This is a genomic window from Pseudomonas sp. Y24-6, from assembly GCF_020295325.1.
GTDB lineage: Bacteria > Pseudomonadota > Gammaproteobacteria > Pseudomonadales > Pseudomonadaceae > Aquipseudomonas > Aquipseudomonas gregormendelii.
The window spans coordinates 98,457-115,325 of record NZ_JACBXG010000015.1 but is presented as its reverse complement, the minus strand read 5'-3'; the positions used below and the strand labels follow the sequence as shown (position 1 = coordinate 115,325).

The window sequence follows — 16,869 nt, the reverse complement described above, 5'->3', positions numbered from 1 at the left end:
GAGTACCTGAAAAGAAACCAATTAGGCCTGTAGCCGATTAAGCCGACATTATGCCGCAAGCGCCGTTGCGACAAGGCCGTGGCGGTTAATCATCGGTTAATCGCCGTCTCTCATCCTGCCCCCACTTGCACAGGGATAAGGCTTACCCATGCGTCGAATTTTACTGCTTTTCGTTCTCCTGATATCGGGCATGGCCCAGGCCGCCAACGATCCATTCGCGACCAAACCGGACTTCCTTCCAGTAGGCAAGGCGTTCATCCTCACTTCCGAGCGCCTGCAGTCCGGTGAAACCCAACTTTTTTGGCAGATCGCCGATGGGTACTATCTGTACCAGCAGCGTCTGAAGTTCGACGGCTTGCCGCCAGAGCACAAGCCGGCCTTGCCCCCTGGCGAATCTCACAGCGATGAATTCTTCGGTGAGCAGCAGGTGTACCGCCAGGGCCTTGAGTTGAAAATACCGGCCGGTGCCACCGGCCAGGTGAAAGTAGGATTCCAGGGCTGTGCCGATGCCGGCCTGTGTTATCCGCCGCAAACCCGGGTCGTTGACCTGGGGGGGACAGTCGTTGCCCCTGCCGCCGCCGAAGCGCCGGACCAGGCCCTGGCCAGCGGCCTGCAACAACGGGCGCTGGGCTGGAGCCTGCTGGTGTTCTTTGGCCTGGGCCTGCTGCTGGCATTCACCCCTTGCACCCTGCCCATGTTGCCCATACTCGCAGGGCTGGTCGTCGGCAGCGGCGCCAGCCCTCGACGCGGCTTCGCCCTGGCCGGCAGTTACGTGGTGTGCATGGCCCTGGTCTATGCCGCGATGGGCGTATTGGCAGCGATGCTTGGCGCCAATCTGCAGGCTTTACTGCAGAACCCCTGGCTGCTGGGCAGCTTCGCCGCCGTGTTTGTATTGCTGGCGTTGCCGATGTTCGGTTTTTTTGAATTGCAACTGCCCGTGGCCATTCGTGACCGCCTGGAAAATTTATCGCGCAACCAGCGTGGCGGCAGCCTGATCGGCGCTGGCGTGCTGGGTGCGGTGTCGGGGCTGCTGGTGGGACCTTGCATGACCGCGCCCCTGGCCGGCGCCCTGCTCTATATCGCGCAGAGCGGCAACGCCCTGCATGGCGGGCTGATCCTGTTCACCATGGGCATCGGCATGGGGATCCCGCTGCTGTTGCTGGTGACGGTCGGCAATCGCTTCCTGCCCAAGCCCGGCGCCTGGATGAACCTGCTCAAAGGCGTGTTCGGCTTCCTGTTCCTCGCCACCGCCTTGCTGATGCTGCGCCCGGTGCTGGATGAATCACTGTGGGTGGGGCTGTGTGGAGCATTACTGTTGATCGCGGCCTACAGCGCCTGGAAGCAATCGGAAGGTTTCGGCCGGGTTGCCCAGCTGTTCGGCGCAAGTTCCTTGCTGATGGGGGTGTGGGGCAGCCTGCTGCTGATCGGTGCCGCCGGCGGCAGTGATGACCTGTTCAAGCCATTACAGGTCTACAGCACGGCAAATTCGACCAGCATCGCCCGCCCGGTTGGCCACGAGGCCTTCACCACCATCAAGGACCCGGCTGCGCTGCAACGGGAACTGGATGCGGCCAAGGCTCAAGGTCAATGGGTGTTGCTCGACTATTACGCCGACTGGTGCGTGGCCTGCAAAATCATGGAAAAACGCGTGTTCGGCCAGCCGCAGGTGCTCACGGCACTCAGTGACGTACGTTTGCTGCGTCTGGACGTAACCGCCGATAACGCCGCCAGTCGCGAACTTCTCGGTCGATACAAGGTGCCAGGGCCACCGAGCCTGCTGTGGATCGGCACCGACGGCGAGGAGCGACGTAGCCAGCGCATTACCGGCGAAGTTGATGCCGCCACATTCCTGCAACGCTGGAACCTCACCCGAGAGGCCCGTTAATGCTGACGCTCACCCTCGGCACGTTTGCCATTGCGCTCAATCACCTGCTGCTGATCGGTGCTCTGGCGCTGGCGACCTTTGTGGGTTGGCGAGCGGCCAGGCGCGGTGGCGAAAACCCCGAGTCGGTGCTGTTCAGCCTGTTCCTGATCGGCATGCTGGCGGCCCGGATCGGTTTCGTGGCGCTCTACTGGAAGCATTATCGTAACGATCTCTGGCAAGTCATCGACCTGCGTGACGGCGGCTTCCTCGCCTGGCCGGGGGTGATCGCGCTGTTGCTCGTTGCCCTCTACCGGGGCTGGCGCCGCCCGGGACTGCGTCGCCCCCTGGGGTTTGGCGTGGGTAGCGGCCTGGCGTTCTGGCTGCTCGCTACTTTTTCCCTCTCCATCTACGAACAAGGCACGCGCCTGCCGGAAATCACCCTGCGCAATGCGGCCGGGGAAACCGTGCGACTGGAGGATTACAAAGGGGGCCCGCTGGTGATCAATCTCTGGGCCACCTGGTGCCCTCCCTGTCGCCGGGAAATGCCGGTGCTGGAAAATGCCCAGCAACAGCGTCCGGACCTGACCTTCCTGTTCGTCAATCAGGCCGAAAGCATGCAAAGCGTAAGTACCTACCTGGAAACCCAGGGCCTGAGCCTGTCGAACGTATTGTTCGATGGCAGTGGCCGCCTGGGTCAGGCGGTGGGCTCCATGGCCTTGCCGACTACGCTGTTCTACAGCAATGAGGGCCGCCTGCTGGGCAGCCATCTGGGCGAACTGTCGGAAGCCAGCCTGGCCCGCGCCCTGGAAAACTTCGACAGCCCTGGTTCCGCCACTTCTTCAAGGAAACTGCCATGCCCCGCCTCCGCCACCTGCTGACGTTGACCCTGGGCACTGCCCTGCTGCACCTGCCATTCGCGCAGGCTGCCGAAGAATTGCCTGAGGCGATCAAGAAAATAGAAGCCAAGGGCGCAAAAATCGTCGGCCAGTTCGACGCACCAGACGGCCTGCGCGGTTACGCCGCGCAGTACCAGAACCGTGGCATGGCCCTGTACCTGACCCCGGATGGCAAACACGTGCTGCTGGGCAACCTGTATGACGCCGACGGCAATGACCTCAGCACCGCCCCCCTGCAAAAGCTGGTTTACGCGCCGATGTCCAAGGAAGTCTGGGGCAAGATGGAAGCGAGCAACTGGATTGCCGACGGCAACAAGGACGCACCGCGCGTGGTGTACCTGTTCAGCGACCCGAATTGCCCTTACTGCAACATGTTCTGGGAACAGGCGCGGCCTTGGGTGAAAGCCGGCAAAGTGCAACTGCGCCATATCATGGTCGGCATCATTCGCGAGGACAGCCCGGGCAAATCCGCAGCGCTGCTGGCCGCCAAGGACCCGCAAAAGGCCCTGGCAGACCACGAAAAAGCCGGCAAGGCCAGCTCGCTCAAGGCCTTGAAGGATGTTCCGCCGGCGATCCAGGCCAAGCTCGCGGCGAACATGCAGTTGATGGAAGAGCTGGAATTGTCGGCCACCCCGGCGATTTTCTATATGGACGACAAGGGTGAGTTGCAACAGCAGCAGGGCGCGCCGTCGCCGGATAAGCTGGTGAAGATTCTTGGGCCGAAGTAAGCGTCCGTTGGCCGCGGACTCCTTGAGTTCGCCTGTTTACTACTGACTGGAAGTTGAGTGTGGGTGCACGGCAATGACTCTACAGAAGGTTTCACTTAACGTGACTTACTGTTGAGTCATTGCAAACACCGCTGGTCTTTTCAACCTCAGGCATGGCAGCCCCAATCACTGCATTTCATTCCCAGACAGTCACAACCCCTCAAGCTCCGCCATCAGATCAGTCAACCGATCCACTTTCTCTTCGGTGATATCGCTCGCCGCCAGCCCATCGATGTATTCGGCCAGGTCCTCAACCGTACTGCACTCGAACATCGCCCGCAGCGGCACTTCGCGCTGCAGCGCTGTCTGCACCCGCGAAGCAATCTGCGTGGCCAGCAGCGAATGCCCGCCCAACTCGAAGAAATTATCGCGCACACCCACCCTGTCGACTTTCAACACCTGCGCCCAGATATCCGCCAGCTTCAGCTCAAGCTCAGTGCGCGGCGCCTGGTAGTCCTGGCTCTGCAACTGACCTATCTCCAGTGCTGGCAACGCTTTGCGATCCAGTTTGCCGTTGGCATTAAGCGGCATTTGCTCCAGCCACAGCCAGTGCAGCGGCACCATGTACTCCGGTAGCTCGGTGCGCAGACGCTGCTTGATGCGCTCCAGGCGTTCGCCGGAATTGAGCGCCGAATCCGCCGCTACCAGATAACCCACCAGGTGCTTGCCATTGGCGCCCTCCTGCACGCCCACCGCAGCGTCCCGCACTTCTGGTTGTTCGTGCAGGCGCGCCTCGATCTCACCCAACTCAATGCGATAGCCGCGAATTTTCACCTGATGATCGATTCGCCCGACGTACTCCAGCACCCCATCGCTGCGGCGGCGGGCCAGGTCGCCGGTGCGGTACAGACGATCCCCCGACGCGCCAAACGGGTTGGGCACAAATGCCTGGGCAGTGCGCAACGGATCGCTCACATACCCGCGGCCAACCCCTGTGCCGGCGACACACAATTCACCTACGGCACCCAAGGGCACCAGTTCCAGCGCGCCATCGAGCAGGTACAGGCGATTGTTGTCGGTTGGCATGCCGATCGGCAGATAACTGCTGCGGGTCGAGGCCAGGTCGACGCGATGAAACGCCACGTCATCCGAACATTCCGCCGGGCCATACGCGTTCACCAGGCCGACTTGGGGGTAACGCAGCAGCCATTGGTGGGCCAGTTCAGGTGGCATGGCTTCACCGGTCGGCAGCATCCAGCGCAGGCCATCGAGGCTCATGTGTGCTTGAACGAGCATGCCCTGGATCAGCGACGGCACGCTTTCCAGCACGGTGACGCCTTGGGCCACCACGTGTGCCAGCAAGCCCTGCGGATCATGGGCGATGGCGTTCGGCACGATGTCCACACGTGCACCGAACAGCGGTGCCGCGAGGAACTGCCAGACGGATATATCGAAGCTTTGTGAAGCGGTCTGCGCGATCACATCGGCCTCGCCCAGCTTCAGGTACGGCACCTTGCTCAACTGATTGTTGAGCATGCCGCGCTGTTCGACCATCACGCCCTTGGGCAGACCTGTGGAACCGGAGGTGTAAATCACGTAAGCGAGGTTATCCGGTCCACTGTAGATCCCGGGATTGGCGACCGATGCAGCGCTCGCCTGCACCTCTTCCCAGACCAGCAACCTGGGCCGATGCGCACAGCTGAATGAATCCAGCAGCGAAACGGCCTGCTCCCGGCAAGCCTGGGTGCACACCAGCAACGGCGTGCGGCTGAGATCGAGGATGCGGCTCAAGCGTTGGCTCGGCAGGCCCGGATCCAGCGGCAGATACCCCGCACCCGCCTTGAAGCTGCCGATGATCATGCCCAGCAATGCACAGTTGCGTTCGGCCAGCAGGGCCACCGGTTGATCCAGCCCCACCCCGGCCGCCAGCAGTGCATGACCGAGCCGGTTGCTGCACACGTTCAGTTCGGCATACGTGTGCCGCTGATCGAGACAGCTGGCCACCACTCGCTGCGGATGCCGGGCCACCTGCGCTTCGAACAGCGCCACGTAGCTCTGCTCCAGCGGATACTCATGGGCGCTCTGGTTGCAACCGTAGAGCAGGAAATCCCGTTCCTCGGTGCCCAGCAGCGGTAGATCCGCCATGTCACCATGGAAACCCTGTACCAGTGCCAGCAACAGGCGCTTGAACTCGGCGAGCATGCGCTCGACCGTGGTTTCATCGAAGAATCGCTGGTCGTACGACAGATGCAAGCCCAGGTCGTCCCCCGGATAACACACCGCCGTCAGGGGGAAGTTGGTATGCGTACGGCCTGAGTCCGACGTGGCATTGAGGCTCTGCGCGCGGTCCAGAACCGAGACTTCGACCGGCGCGTTCTCGAACACGAACAGGCTGTCGAACAGCGGCTGGCCCTTGGGCAGCTCACTGTGTTCCTGGATGTTCACCAGCGGCAGGTACTCGTATTCACGCAGCTGCATATTGCTGTCGAGCAACTCGCCAAGCCATTGGCGAACGCTGCAACGCTGATCGTCCCCAGGCATCTTCACCCGCAGCGCGATGCTGTTGATGAACAGCCCGACCGTGCGTTGCATTGCCGGCATCTGCACCGGACGGCCGGCCACCGTGACACCAAACAACACGTCGCGATCACCGCTGAGGCGCCGCAGGACCAAGGCCCAGGCCGCCTGGGCGAAGGTATTGACGGTCAACTGATGGGCCTGGGCCAGTTCGCGCAGTTGCACACCGTCCCGGACAGCCAGACGGGTGTAACAGTCGCCGACGACCATGCCGCCGCTGTCGCCGGCATGCTCGCGCAGCAAGGGCCGATCGCTTGGAATCGGCGTTGTCCGTTCAAAACCCTGCAGATTGTCTTTCCACCACTGCCGGGCTTCGGCAAGGTTCTGCCGTTGCAGCCAGGCGATATAGTCACGATAACGCGGCGGTAGCGATAATTGCGCTTCGCGCCCCTCGCCCAAGGCGGTGTAGATCTCAAGGAAATCGTTCATCAATAGCGAACGGCACCAGGCATCGATAAGAATGTGGTGGTTGCTCATCATGAACCAGTAGCGCGCCGCGCCGACCCGGATCAGGCGCAGGTGAAACGGGGCCTGGTTGAGCAGGTCGAAGCCGGCTTCACGCTCGCTTTTGAGCAGCGCCTGCAACCTGGGTTCCTGCTCGGCCTGGGCAACAGCCGACCAATCGAGGTACTCGATCGGCGTGCTGCCCGGCTTGTGGATAACCTGCAGCATGTCCTCGCCAACGTTCCAGCAGAACGATGCCCGCAGGGCCTCGTGCCGGGCGATCACCGCGTGCCAGGCCTCGGCAAAACGCTGCGGGTCCAGTTCACTGTTGATGCGGTAACGGTCTTGCATGTAGTACAGGCCGGTGCCCGGTTCCAACAAGGTGTGCAGCAGCATGCCTTCCTGCATCGGCGTCAGCGCAAAGACATCTTCAATGAGCGCGGCAGGTACTGGCAGCGCATCGAGCTGGGGCTGGGTGAGTTTCGCCAGCGGGAAGTCCGACGGCGTCAGGCCTCCCGCGCCATCGCCCAGGCAATGCTCGATCAGACTCTGCAATTCTTCGAGGTAGGCGTGCGCCAGCTCGGCGATGGCCTGCGGGTCGTGACGCTCTGTACTGAAGGTCCAGCGCATTACCAGCTCACCGCCATAGACCTGGCTGTCGACGCTCAGCTCGTTGGGCAGCGGCGCCTCCGGATCGTGCGCCGCGCCGACCGGTTCGTCCAGCGGACGGAACAAGGCGTCGTCAGCAAAACTCTGGTCGAACTGGCCCAGATAATTAAAGGTGATCTGCGCCGCCGGCAAGGCCGACATGGCGTGGCGGCAGACGTCGTCGGCCAGGTACCGCAGTACCCCATACCCAAGGCCCTTGTGCGGTATGGCGCGCAGTTGCTCCTTGATTGCCTTGATCGTGTGCTCATGCTCAAGTCCTGGCGTCAGGCGCAGTACGAATGCGCTGGTGAACCAGCCAACCGTGCGGCTCAGGTCGATGTCGTCAAACAGGTTCTCGCGGCCGTGCCCTTCAAGTTGAATCAGCGCCGACTCGTGCCCGCTCCAGCGGCACAGAACCCGGGACAAGGCACTCAGCAGCAGGTCGTTAACCTGCGTGCGATAGGCACTCGGCGCCTGTTGCAGCAACTGGCGGGTGCGCTCGCCATCGAGGCGTACGCTGATGGTCTGGGCGTGGCGATGCTGGCGTCCACCTTCAGGGCGGGCGCACGGCAGCGCAACATCCGGCCCTGCCAATTGTGCCTGCCACCAACCCAATTCCTCACGCAGCGAATCACTGCCCGCGTAGGCCTGCAGACGAGCCGCCCAGTCGCGCAAGGCGCTGGTTTTCGCCGGTAACTCGACGGGTTTTCCCGCGAGCAATCGACGATAAACCGCCTGCACATCGTCCAGCAGTACTCGCCAGGACACGCCATCCACCACCAGGTGGTGAATGGCGATGAACAGGCGTTGCTGACCCTGCGGACCATCCACCAGCAGCGCCCGCAACAACGGCCCCTGCTTGAGGTCCAGACTTCTCTGGGCGTCGGCGAACAGCGCGGTGCACTGTTCCATGGATTTGACCCGCACCTGCCACAGCACGGGGGTGTCGCTATCGATCCGATGTTCGGCGCGCCAGGCGCCAGCCACTGCGGTGAAGCGCAGCCGTAATGCATCGTGTTGCTCGATCACCGCCAGCAGTGCCTGCTCCAGGCAATGGGGTTCGAGCAGCACGGTCGGCTCCAGCAACAAGGCCTGGTTCCAGTGTTGAGGCTCAGGAATCTGGCTGTCGAAAAACCAGTGCTGGATCGGCGTCATTGGCGACTCACCGGTGAGCAGGCCTTGTTCGGCCACCACCTGTTCCGTACGCGTGGCGATGGCGACGAGCGCCTGCACGGTCTGGTGCTGGAACAGGTCCCGTGGGCTGAAATGAATGCCCTGCTGACGGGCGCGGCTGACCACCTGGATCGACAGGATCGAGTCGCCACCCAGTTCGAAAAAGTTGTCGTTGAGCCCCACCTGCGTGACATTCAACACCTCGCACCAGAGGCTGGCCAGGGTCAGTTCAAGCTCGCTGCCGGGTGCCACGTAATGCTGACGGTTGAGCGCCGGGTCCGGCGCCGGAAGCGCGCGACGATCGAGCTTGCCGTTGGCGGTCAGCGGCCAGTGTGCCAACAGGATCAGGTGCATGGGCACCATATAGTCCGGAAGCTGGGCATTGAGGTGAGCCTTGAGGGATTCGCGCAGGCTGCTCTGTTGCGCGTCATCCTGCTCGGCGACCGCCGTCAGCAGGTAGCCCACCAGCTGCTTGCCACTTGGCGCATCAAGCGCCAGCACCACCGCTTCACGCACCGACTCATGCTCCAGCAGGCGATTTTCGATCTCGCCAGGCTCGATACGGAAACCGCGAATCTTCACCTGATGATCGATGCGGCCGAGGTACTCCACCAGCCCATCGCCGCGCTGGCGCACCCGATCTCCCGTGCGGTACAGGCGTGTGCCATCGGCGGCAAAGGGGTTGGCCACAAAGCGTTCGGCGGTCATGCCCGGACGCTGGTGGTAACCCTGGGCCAGGCCGGCACCGCCAATGAACAGCTCGCCCGTCGCGCCCTGGGGCACCAACGCCAGGTCGGCGTCGAGGATGTACCCAACCCGGGCGCCGATCACGCTGCCGATCGGTACGCTGCCCATGCCCTCTTCCAGGTGTTCCGGGGCCAGGCTGGACAGGGGCATGACCACGGTTTCAGTCGGGCCGTAAGCATTGAAGAACAGGCTCGGCTTGAACGCCCCGCGAATTCGTTGCAGATGTTCGCCGGTCAAGGCTTCGCCGCCGGTGATGCACATACGCACTGGCAGGGTTTCATTGCGGGTGGCCAGCCACTGCGCCAACTGGCTGCCATAGCTTGGCGTGAAGCCAAGGATATTGATGTGGTGGCGACGGATCAGCTCGCAGATCTCCTGCGCATCCCACTGACCTTGCGCCCGCAAGACTACCTGGGCGCCGCTCAACAAAGGCACCAGCAATCGCTCGGTGGCGGCGTCGAAATTGATCGAATAGAAGTGCAGTTCGCAATCATCGACGCGCATGCCGAAGCGCTCGATCACCGCGCGGCAATGCATGGCGATTTCGCCGTGGGACACCATCACGCCCTTGGGTTTTCCGGTGGAACCCGAGGTGTAGATCAGGTAGGCCTGATGCTGGGGCAAGCTGCTGCGAGGCAACTCTGCCGCCGGGTAATCGGCCAGGGCGGCGCTGTCATCTTCAAGGCACCAGCGCGAGACGCCAGTCGGCAACTCGCCCAGGGCCGTGAACATGGCCGAGTTGCTGAGGAGCAAGCCGATGCCACTGTCCTTGATCATGTAGTGCAATCGGTCCAGCGGGTATTCCGGGTCCAGCGGCACGTACGCGCCGCCGGCTTTGAGTATCGCCAGCAGGCCGACCACCATCTCCAGCGAGCGCTCCAGCGCCAGGCCAACCCGCACCTGCGGCCCGACTCCACGCTCACGCAGCATCCAGGCCAGGCGATTGGCCCGGGCGTCGAGTTCGGCATAGCTCAGGGTTTGCCCGGCGAAGGTCAACGCCGGTGCATCGTTGCGCAGCAGCGCCTGTTCACTGAACAGGTGATGCACGCACTGGTCCAGACGATGCTCGCCCGGCTCCACGCCGAGGCTGCCGAGCAGGTGTTTCTGCTCGTCGGCGGCCAGCAGCGGCAACTCGCTCAGGCGCTGTTGCGGATCGGCCAGCAATGCCTCCAGCAGGTTGCGCCAATGCCCGGCCATGCGCGCAATGCGCGGCTCATCGAACAGATCGGTGCTGTAGGTCAGGCAGCAACCCAGGCGATGGTCAAGGTCGGTGACTTCCAGGTTGAGGTCGAACTTGGTTGCACGAGCATCGTTGGCCAGGTACTCGACGGTCATCCCCGCCAGGGTGCGTTTTTGCTGGAATTCCCAGCGCTGCACATTGCACATGACCTGGAACAGCGGGTTATAGGCGGCGCTGCGCGGCGGCTGCAAGGCTTCCACCAGGTGATCGAACGGCAAGTCCTGATGGGACTGGCCTTCGATGACAGTGTGGCGCACCTGATCGAACAACTCGCCGACGGACATCTGCCCATTGAGCTGGCAGCGCAGTACCTGGGTATTGAGGAACGCCCCGATCAGCCCCTCGCTTTCCGGACGGATGCGGTTGGCCACCGGCGCGCCGATGCGCAGGTCGGTCTGGCCGCTATAGCGATAGAGCAATACGGCCAGTGCCGCGGTCATGGTCATGAACAGGGTCAGGCCATGTTGCGCATTGAAGGTTCGCACCCGCGCGGCCAGCTCGTCAGGCAGGTCAAAACGGTACAGCTCGCCCCGGTGGCTTTGCACCGGTGGCCGCGCTCGGTCGGCGGGCACCTCCAGCAACGGATGTTCCCGGCCCAGCTGCGCGGTCCAGTAGTCGAGTTGACGCTGGCGCTCGCCGGACTCCAGCCACTGGCGCTGCCAAACGCTGTAGTCGAGGTATTGCACCGCCAGCGGCACCAGGGGAGATTCGCGGCCATCGACCAGCGCCTCGTACAGTGCGCTGAGCTCCCGGGCAAAGATGTCCATGGCCCAGCCTTCGGTGACGATATGATGCAACGTCAGCACCAGGTAGTACTCCTGCAAGGCCGTCCTGACCAGGCAGGCGCGCAGCAGTGGACCTGTTTCCAGATCGAAGGGTTTATGGGCCTCGGCGTCAGCCAGAAGCTGGACCTGGCGCTCGCGGTCAGCGTCTGCCAGCGCGCTGAAATCCTGCAATTCCAGGAGCACGCTGCTGTGCGGGTGAACCTGCTGTCGAGCCACACCGTCGACACTCGGGAAGGTGGTGCGCAGGGTTTCGTGGCGCAGGATCAGCGCTTGCAGCGCAGCGTCGAAGCGCTCGACATCCAGCTCGCCGCGCAGTCGCGCCATGCCACCGACGTTGTAGGCAGGGCTGTCGGGCTCCATCTGCCAGAGAAACCACATGCGCTGCTGGGAATATGACAGCGGCACCGGCTGGCTGCGGTCAACCTGCTCGATGGGCGGCTGCCGATTGATGTTGCCGCTGATTTGGAGCAAGCGTACCTGTTCGGCGAACGCACCGAGTTCACTGTTCTCGAACAGGGCTCGCAGCGGCAGTTCGACGTCACACGCCTGGCGGGTCCTGGAGATGATTTGCGTGGCCAGCAAAGAGTGGCCGCCAAGGGCGAAGAAGTCATCGCGCAGGCCTATCTGCCCATGGCCCAATACCTGGTGCCAGATGCCGGCGAGCTGCTGTTGCAGCGCCGTCACCGGCTCGACATGCTCGCACACCTGCCACAGCGGCTCCGGCAAGGCCCGGCGGTCGAGCTTGCCGCTGGGGCTCAGGGGCATCGCGTCCAGGCGCATCAGTTGCGCCGGCACCATGTACTCGGGCAGCTCGGCCGCCAGGGCAGCGAGCAGCCGGGTGTTATGCCCGTCATGTGGCTCAGCGTCAGGCGTAGCGGTGTAGTAACCGATCAGCTGTGCACCAGCGACCGTGTCGCGCACCAGCACCGCGGCCTGGGCGACGCCTTCCTGAGCCAGCAGGCGCGCCTCGATTTCCTGCGGTTCTACGCGGAACCCGCGTAATTTGACCTGCTGATCGAGCCGCCCGAGATATTCAAGCACACCGTCTGCGGTCCACCGCGCGCGGTCTCCGGTTCGGTACAGGCGCGCCCCTGGCTGGCCCAGAGGGTCGACGACAAATCGTTCCGCAGTCAGCGCCGCACGTCCCAGGTAACCCCGCGCCAGGCCGAGACCGCTGATGCACAGCTCGCCCGGCACGCCGGCCGGGAGCGCATTCAATTCGCTGTCCAGTACCCGACACAGCACGTTCCCCAGCGGGCGGCCGATTGGCGAGCGCTCGCCGTCGGCGCGGGTGCAATGCCAGTGGGTGACGTTGATCGCGGTTTCGGTCGGGCCATACCGATTATGCAACTGCACGGCGGGCAACTGCGCCAGGACGCGGTCGCGCAGCTCGGGGGCCAGGGCTTCACCGCCGCTGAACACTTGACGCAGGCTGGTGCACTCGGCGCTCAGCGGCTCGTCGATGAACAACGAAAGCAACGGCGGCACAAAGTGCAAGGTGGTGACGCCGAACTGTTGCACCAGCCTCGCGATACGGTGGGGATCGCGGTGCTCGCCAGGTGCGGCAATCAGCAAGCGCGCACCGGTCACCAGCGGCCAGAAGCATTCCCACACCGATACGTCGAAACTGATCGGGGCCTTTTGCATCAGCACGTCAGTCTGGTCGAGTCGGTAAGTGTCCTGCATCCACTGCAGCCGTTCGGCCAGGGCCGCATGCGTATTGCCCACGCCCTTGGGCTGGCCGGTGGAGCCCGAGGTGTAGATCACATACGCCAGGTTGTCGCCTTGCAGGTGCAGGCCCGGTGCGTGGCTCGGCCAGCTTTCCAGGTGCAGGGTGTCCATCGCGATGACGCTGACGCCTTCGGTGGCCGGCAAGCGGTCGAGCATTCCGGTCTGGGTCAGCAGCAACCCGACCGCGCTGTCGGCGAGCATGTAGGCCAGGCGCTCGGCAGGGTAATCGGGGTCCAGCGGCACGTAGGCACCACCGGCCTTGATGATCGCCAACAGGCCGATCAGCAACTGCGGCGAACGCTCGGCGGCAATCGCTACGCGCACGTCAGGACCGACGCCTTTATCGCGCAGATAATGGGCCAGGCGGTTGGCCTGGGTGTGCAGTTGGGCAAAATCGAGGCTGCCGCTTTCCCAGATCAGCGCCGTACGTTCGGGGGTCAGGCGCGCCTGTTCGTTGAGCTGGTCAGGCAGCCATTGAGTGGCCGGCGCGCGGGGGGCACCACTCCACTGCGCCAGTTGTGCCTGCTCGCTTGAGGTCATCAGGGGCAGGTCGCCGATGGCGGTACCAGGCTGCTGGCAAACCGCGCGCAGGAGGTTGCAATAATGCTCGGCCAGTCGCTCGAGGGTGCTGGCGTCAAACAGCTCGCTGGCGTAGTCGAAGGACAGGCTCAGGCGCCCCTTCTGGTCCTCTTCACTGTGCAATTGCAGGTCGAACTTGGCTTCGCGACTGTGCCACGGCAGCTCTTCGACCAACAGACCCGGCAGCCGCCGCAGTGCACTCAGGTCGCGCTGCTGGTGGTTGAACATGACCTGGAACAGCCCTTGTTCGCGCGCCTGGGGACAGGCTTGCAGCAGCTGCTCGAACGGCAGGTCCTGATGGGCTTGCGCACCCAGCGCGGCGTCGCGGGTCTGCGCCAGCAGCTCGACGAAAGGCTGCCGCGAATCCACCTCGGCACGCATGACCTGGGTGTTGATGAAGAAGCCGATCAGGCCCTGGGTTTCCAGGCGCGGACGGTTGGCGTTGGGCACCCCGATACGGATCTCGCGCTGGCCGCTGTAGCGATGCAACAGGCTCTGGAAGGCCGCGAGCAGCAGCATGTACGAAGTCGATTGATGCGCCAGGGCGGTCTGGCGAATGGCATTGCTCAGGGCCCTATCGAGCTTCACGCCATGGCGTGCCGCGCGGCGCAGGTGCTGCGCCGAGCGCGGATGGTCGGTCGCCAGGTTCAACGTCGGATGTTCATCGCCCAAGTGCGCTTTCCAGTAGGCCAGCTGCCGCTCACCCTCCCCTTGCCCCAGCCATTGGCGCTGCCAGCTGGCGTAGTCGGCGTAATGGGTCTCCAGGGCACCCAGCGTGGCGGTCTGCCCCTGGGACGCGGCGGCGTAAATCCGCGAAAACTCGTCGATCAGTACGTTCAGCGACCAGCCGTCAGCGATGATGTGGTGCATCGTCACCAGCAGTTGATGGTCTTGCTCATCGAGGCGTACCAGGGTCACCCACCACAACGGGCCCTTCTCCAGATCGAACTGGGTCCGCGCTTCGTCCTCACGAATCTGCAAGGCACGGGCTTCACGCTCGGTCACCGGCAGGTGACTGATATCGATCACTTGCAGATTGAATTCAGCGGCGGCATCCACCTGCTGCAACGCCACCCCGTCATGCTCGAAAAAGCGCGTACGCAAGGCCTCATGACGCTCGATCAAATGCTGGAAACTGACGCGCACTGCGTTCTCATCCAGCTCGCCACGCAAGCGCAGGGCACCGGGAATGTTGTAGGCGCTGCTGTGCGGGTCAAGCTGCCAGGTGATCCACAACCGGTTCTGCGCCAGGGACTGTGGCAGCGCTTCGCGGCGTGGCAGGGCAGCTATTGTGCCTTGGGCCAGGCCACCCTCCTGCTGTTGCTGCAGGACTGCTGCGGTGAACGCGCCCAGGGTTGGCGCCTCGAACAGCAGGCGCAGGTTTAACTCCAGGCCGAGCGCCTCGCGCAGTTGGGCGATCACGTGGATGGCGGCGATGGAATTGCCGCCCAGCAGGAAGAAGTGATCGCCGGCGCCGAGCTGCTCGACCTGCAATTGTTCGGCCCAGATCTTGCCGATCAGGCCTTGCAGTTCAGACCCTGCTTCGCCCGTCGCCTCGTTGGCCGGGGTCGCTGACGGGAACTGTGCATAGCTGTCCAGGCTGCCCTCGGCCAGGCGAATGCGACAGGCCGAGCGTTGCAGTTTGCCGCTGGAGGTCTTCGGCAGCGCACCCGGATTGAGCAACACCACAACACCCGGGGCCTCCTGATACGCTTCGGCTACCGCTTGACGGATGGCCTTGATCAGCGCCTCGGGCGCAAGGATTTTCTGCACGCTGCGGCTGATTTCGGCGGCGATGCCGATGCCTTCGACACCGTCCACTGATACGGCAAATGCTGCGACGCGCCCCTTGCGCACCACCTCGACTTCGCGCTCGATGGTTTGCTCGATATCTTGCGGGTACAGGTTGTGGCCGCGCACGATCAGCAGGTCTTTCAGGCGACCGGTGATGAACAGTTCACCGTCACGCAGGAATCCCAGGTCGCCGGTTCGCAGCCAGGTGCGGCCGTGGTGCTGGACGAACGTCTCGGCACTGGCCTGGGGATTGCGCCAATAGCCGTGGGCAATGCTCGGCCCCGTGGCCCAGACTTCCCCCACGCAATTGTCTGCGAGTTCGGTCCGAGCCAACGGATCGACCACTCGCAGCCCATGGCCCGGCTGGCTGATGCCGCAACTCATGATCGCGCTGCCTGCACCCGCCTCGGCACGATTGGCGGCCAATGCCAGGTCGTCGACTCGCAGGCTGCCAATGCCTTGGCCTCGCGGACTGCCGGCAACGAACAATGTGGCCTCCGCCAGTCCGTAGGACGCCATGAAGGCATCCGGTGTAAAACCGCACGTGGCGAATTTCCTGGCGAAACATTCCAGCGTGTCGAGGCGAATCGGTTCGGAGCCGGAATACGCCACCCGCCAGCCACTGAGGTCGAGCTGCGCCAGGGCCGACTCGCTGACCCGCTCGCAGCACAGCCGGTAAGCAAAATCCGGCCCGCCGCTGATGGTGCCGCCGTACTCGCTGATCGCTTCGAGCCAACGCAACGGGCGCGCAAGGAAGTACGCCGGCGACATCAATACACAAGGTACGCCACTGAAGATCGGCTGCAGCAGGCCACCGATCAGTCCCATGTCGTGGTACAGCGGCAGCCAGCTGACGATCACGTCATCGGGGTTCAGATCGATACCGAAGCCTTGGCGGATCAGCGCCTCGTTTGCCACCAGATTGCCGTGGCTGACCTGCACACCTTTAGGCTGCGCCGTGGAGCCGGAGGTGTACTGCAGGAACGCGATATGCTCGTCCTGCACCGAGGGTTCGACCCATTGCCCGGCGAGCATGCGGTCGAGGGTGTCGACGCACAGCAGCGGCGGCGCTCCTTCGATTTGCCCCAGGGCGTCGCGCAGGCCGGCGCTGGTCAGCAGCAGGCGTGGCTCGGCATCGCTGATGATCGACAGCAGGCGTTCCTGATGATGACGCCGGCTTGATTCCGGCGGATAGGCCGGCACCGCGATCACGCCCGCATACAGGCAGCCAAAAAAGGCCGCGACATAATCCGGGCCGCTGGGAAACAGCAGCACCGCGCGATCACCCCGTTGCGTTTCCTGCTGCAACGCCCCGGCGATGGTCCGCGCCCGCTCATCAAGCTCGCGATAGCTGAGCACCAGCGCTTCATCCCGGGATTCGGCAAGAAACCTCAAGGCCACCCGATCCGGCGTCAGGGCCGCGCGGCGCTGGAGGGCTTGGACCAGATTGCTTGGAAGTTCGAACGCGTCGGTCATGGGGTTTCCTGCGAAAAATTTGGGCTGTATGTATGCGGTGCCATTCACCAAGGAGAACGGATGGGGTCAGGCAAGAATTAGTCGTCGGCGTCGATCGCCAACAGGGCTGGCGTGCGTCAGCGTGTCGCAGTTCGCAAAACGCACCGGCAAGGAGCATTAATTCTCTTTCTCAATTGACAATCATTATCATTCAACCTAATTTGTCGCT

The 16,869-nt window shown here is 63.4% G+C and carries 4 protein-coding genes; 3 read left to right on the top strand and 1 reads right to left on the bottom strand.

Going from position 1 to position 16,869, the window contains the following annotated elements; all coding sequences use genetic code 11:
- The first annotated feature begins 148 nt into the window (after positions 1 to 148).
- Genes dsbD through dsbG form a run of 3 tightly spaced genes read left to right on the top strand, consistent with a single transcriptional unit; the run spans position 149 to position 3,488 of the window.
- Positions 149 to 1,885, top strand: coding sequence for a protein-disulfide reductase DsbD (gene dsbD / locus HYI44_RS24595; RefSeq protein WP_225570735.1), 1,737 nt, complete (start codon positions 149 to 151; stop codon positions 1,883 to 1,885).
- On the top strand, positions 1,885 to 2,742 hold the full coding sequence (locus HYI44_RS24590) for a TlpA disulfide reductase family protein (RefSeq protein WP_045058124.1): 858 nt from the start codon (positions 1,885 to 1,887) through the stop codon (positions 2,740 to 2,742). Before dsbD ends, HYI44_RS24590 begins: the two co-directional genes overlap by 1 nt.
- Positions 2,718 to 3,488 carry a thiol:disulfide interchange protein DsbG gene (dsbG, locus tag HYI44_RS24585; protein WP_045058123.1) on the top strand — a complete coding sequence of 257 codons (771 nt, stop codon included), beginning with the start codon at positions 2,718 to 2,720 and terminating at the stop codon, positions 3,486 to 3,488. Before HYI44_RS24590 ends, dsbG begins: the two co-directional genes overlap by 25 nt.
- A 189-nt stretch (positions 3,489 to 3,677) precedes the next feature.
- Here the strand turns inward: dsbG and HYI44_RS24580 are convergent, their stop codons facing one another.
- Positions 3,678 to 16,661 (bottom strand): non-ribosomal peptide synthetase, encoded by a 12,984-nt coding sequence (locus HYI44_RS24580; RefSeq protein WP_225570734.1) that lies wholly within the window; start codon positions 16,659 to 16,661, stop codon positions 3,678 to 3,680.
- Between the last annotated feature and the right edge of the window lie 208 nt (positions 16,662 to 16,869).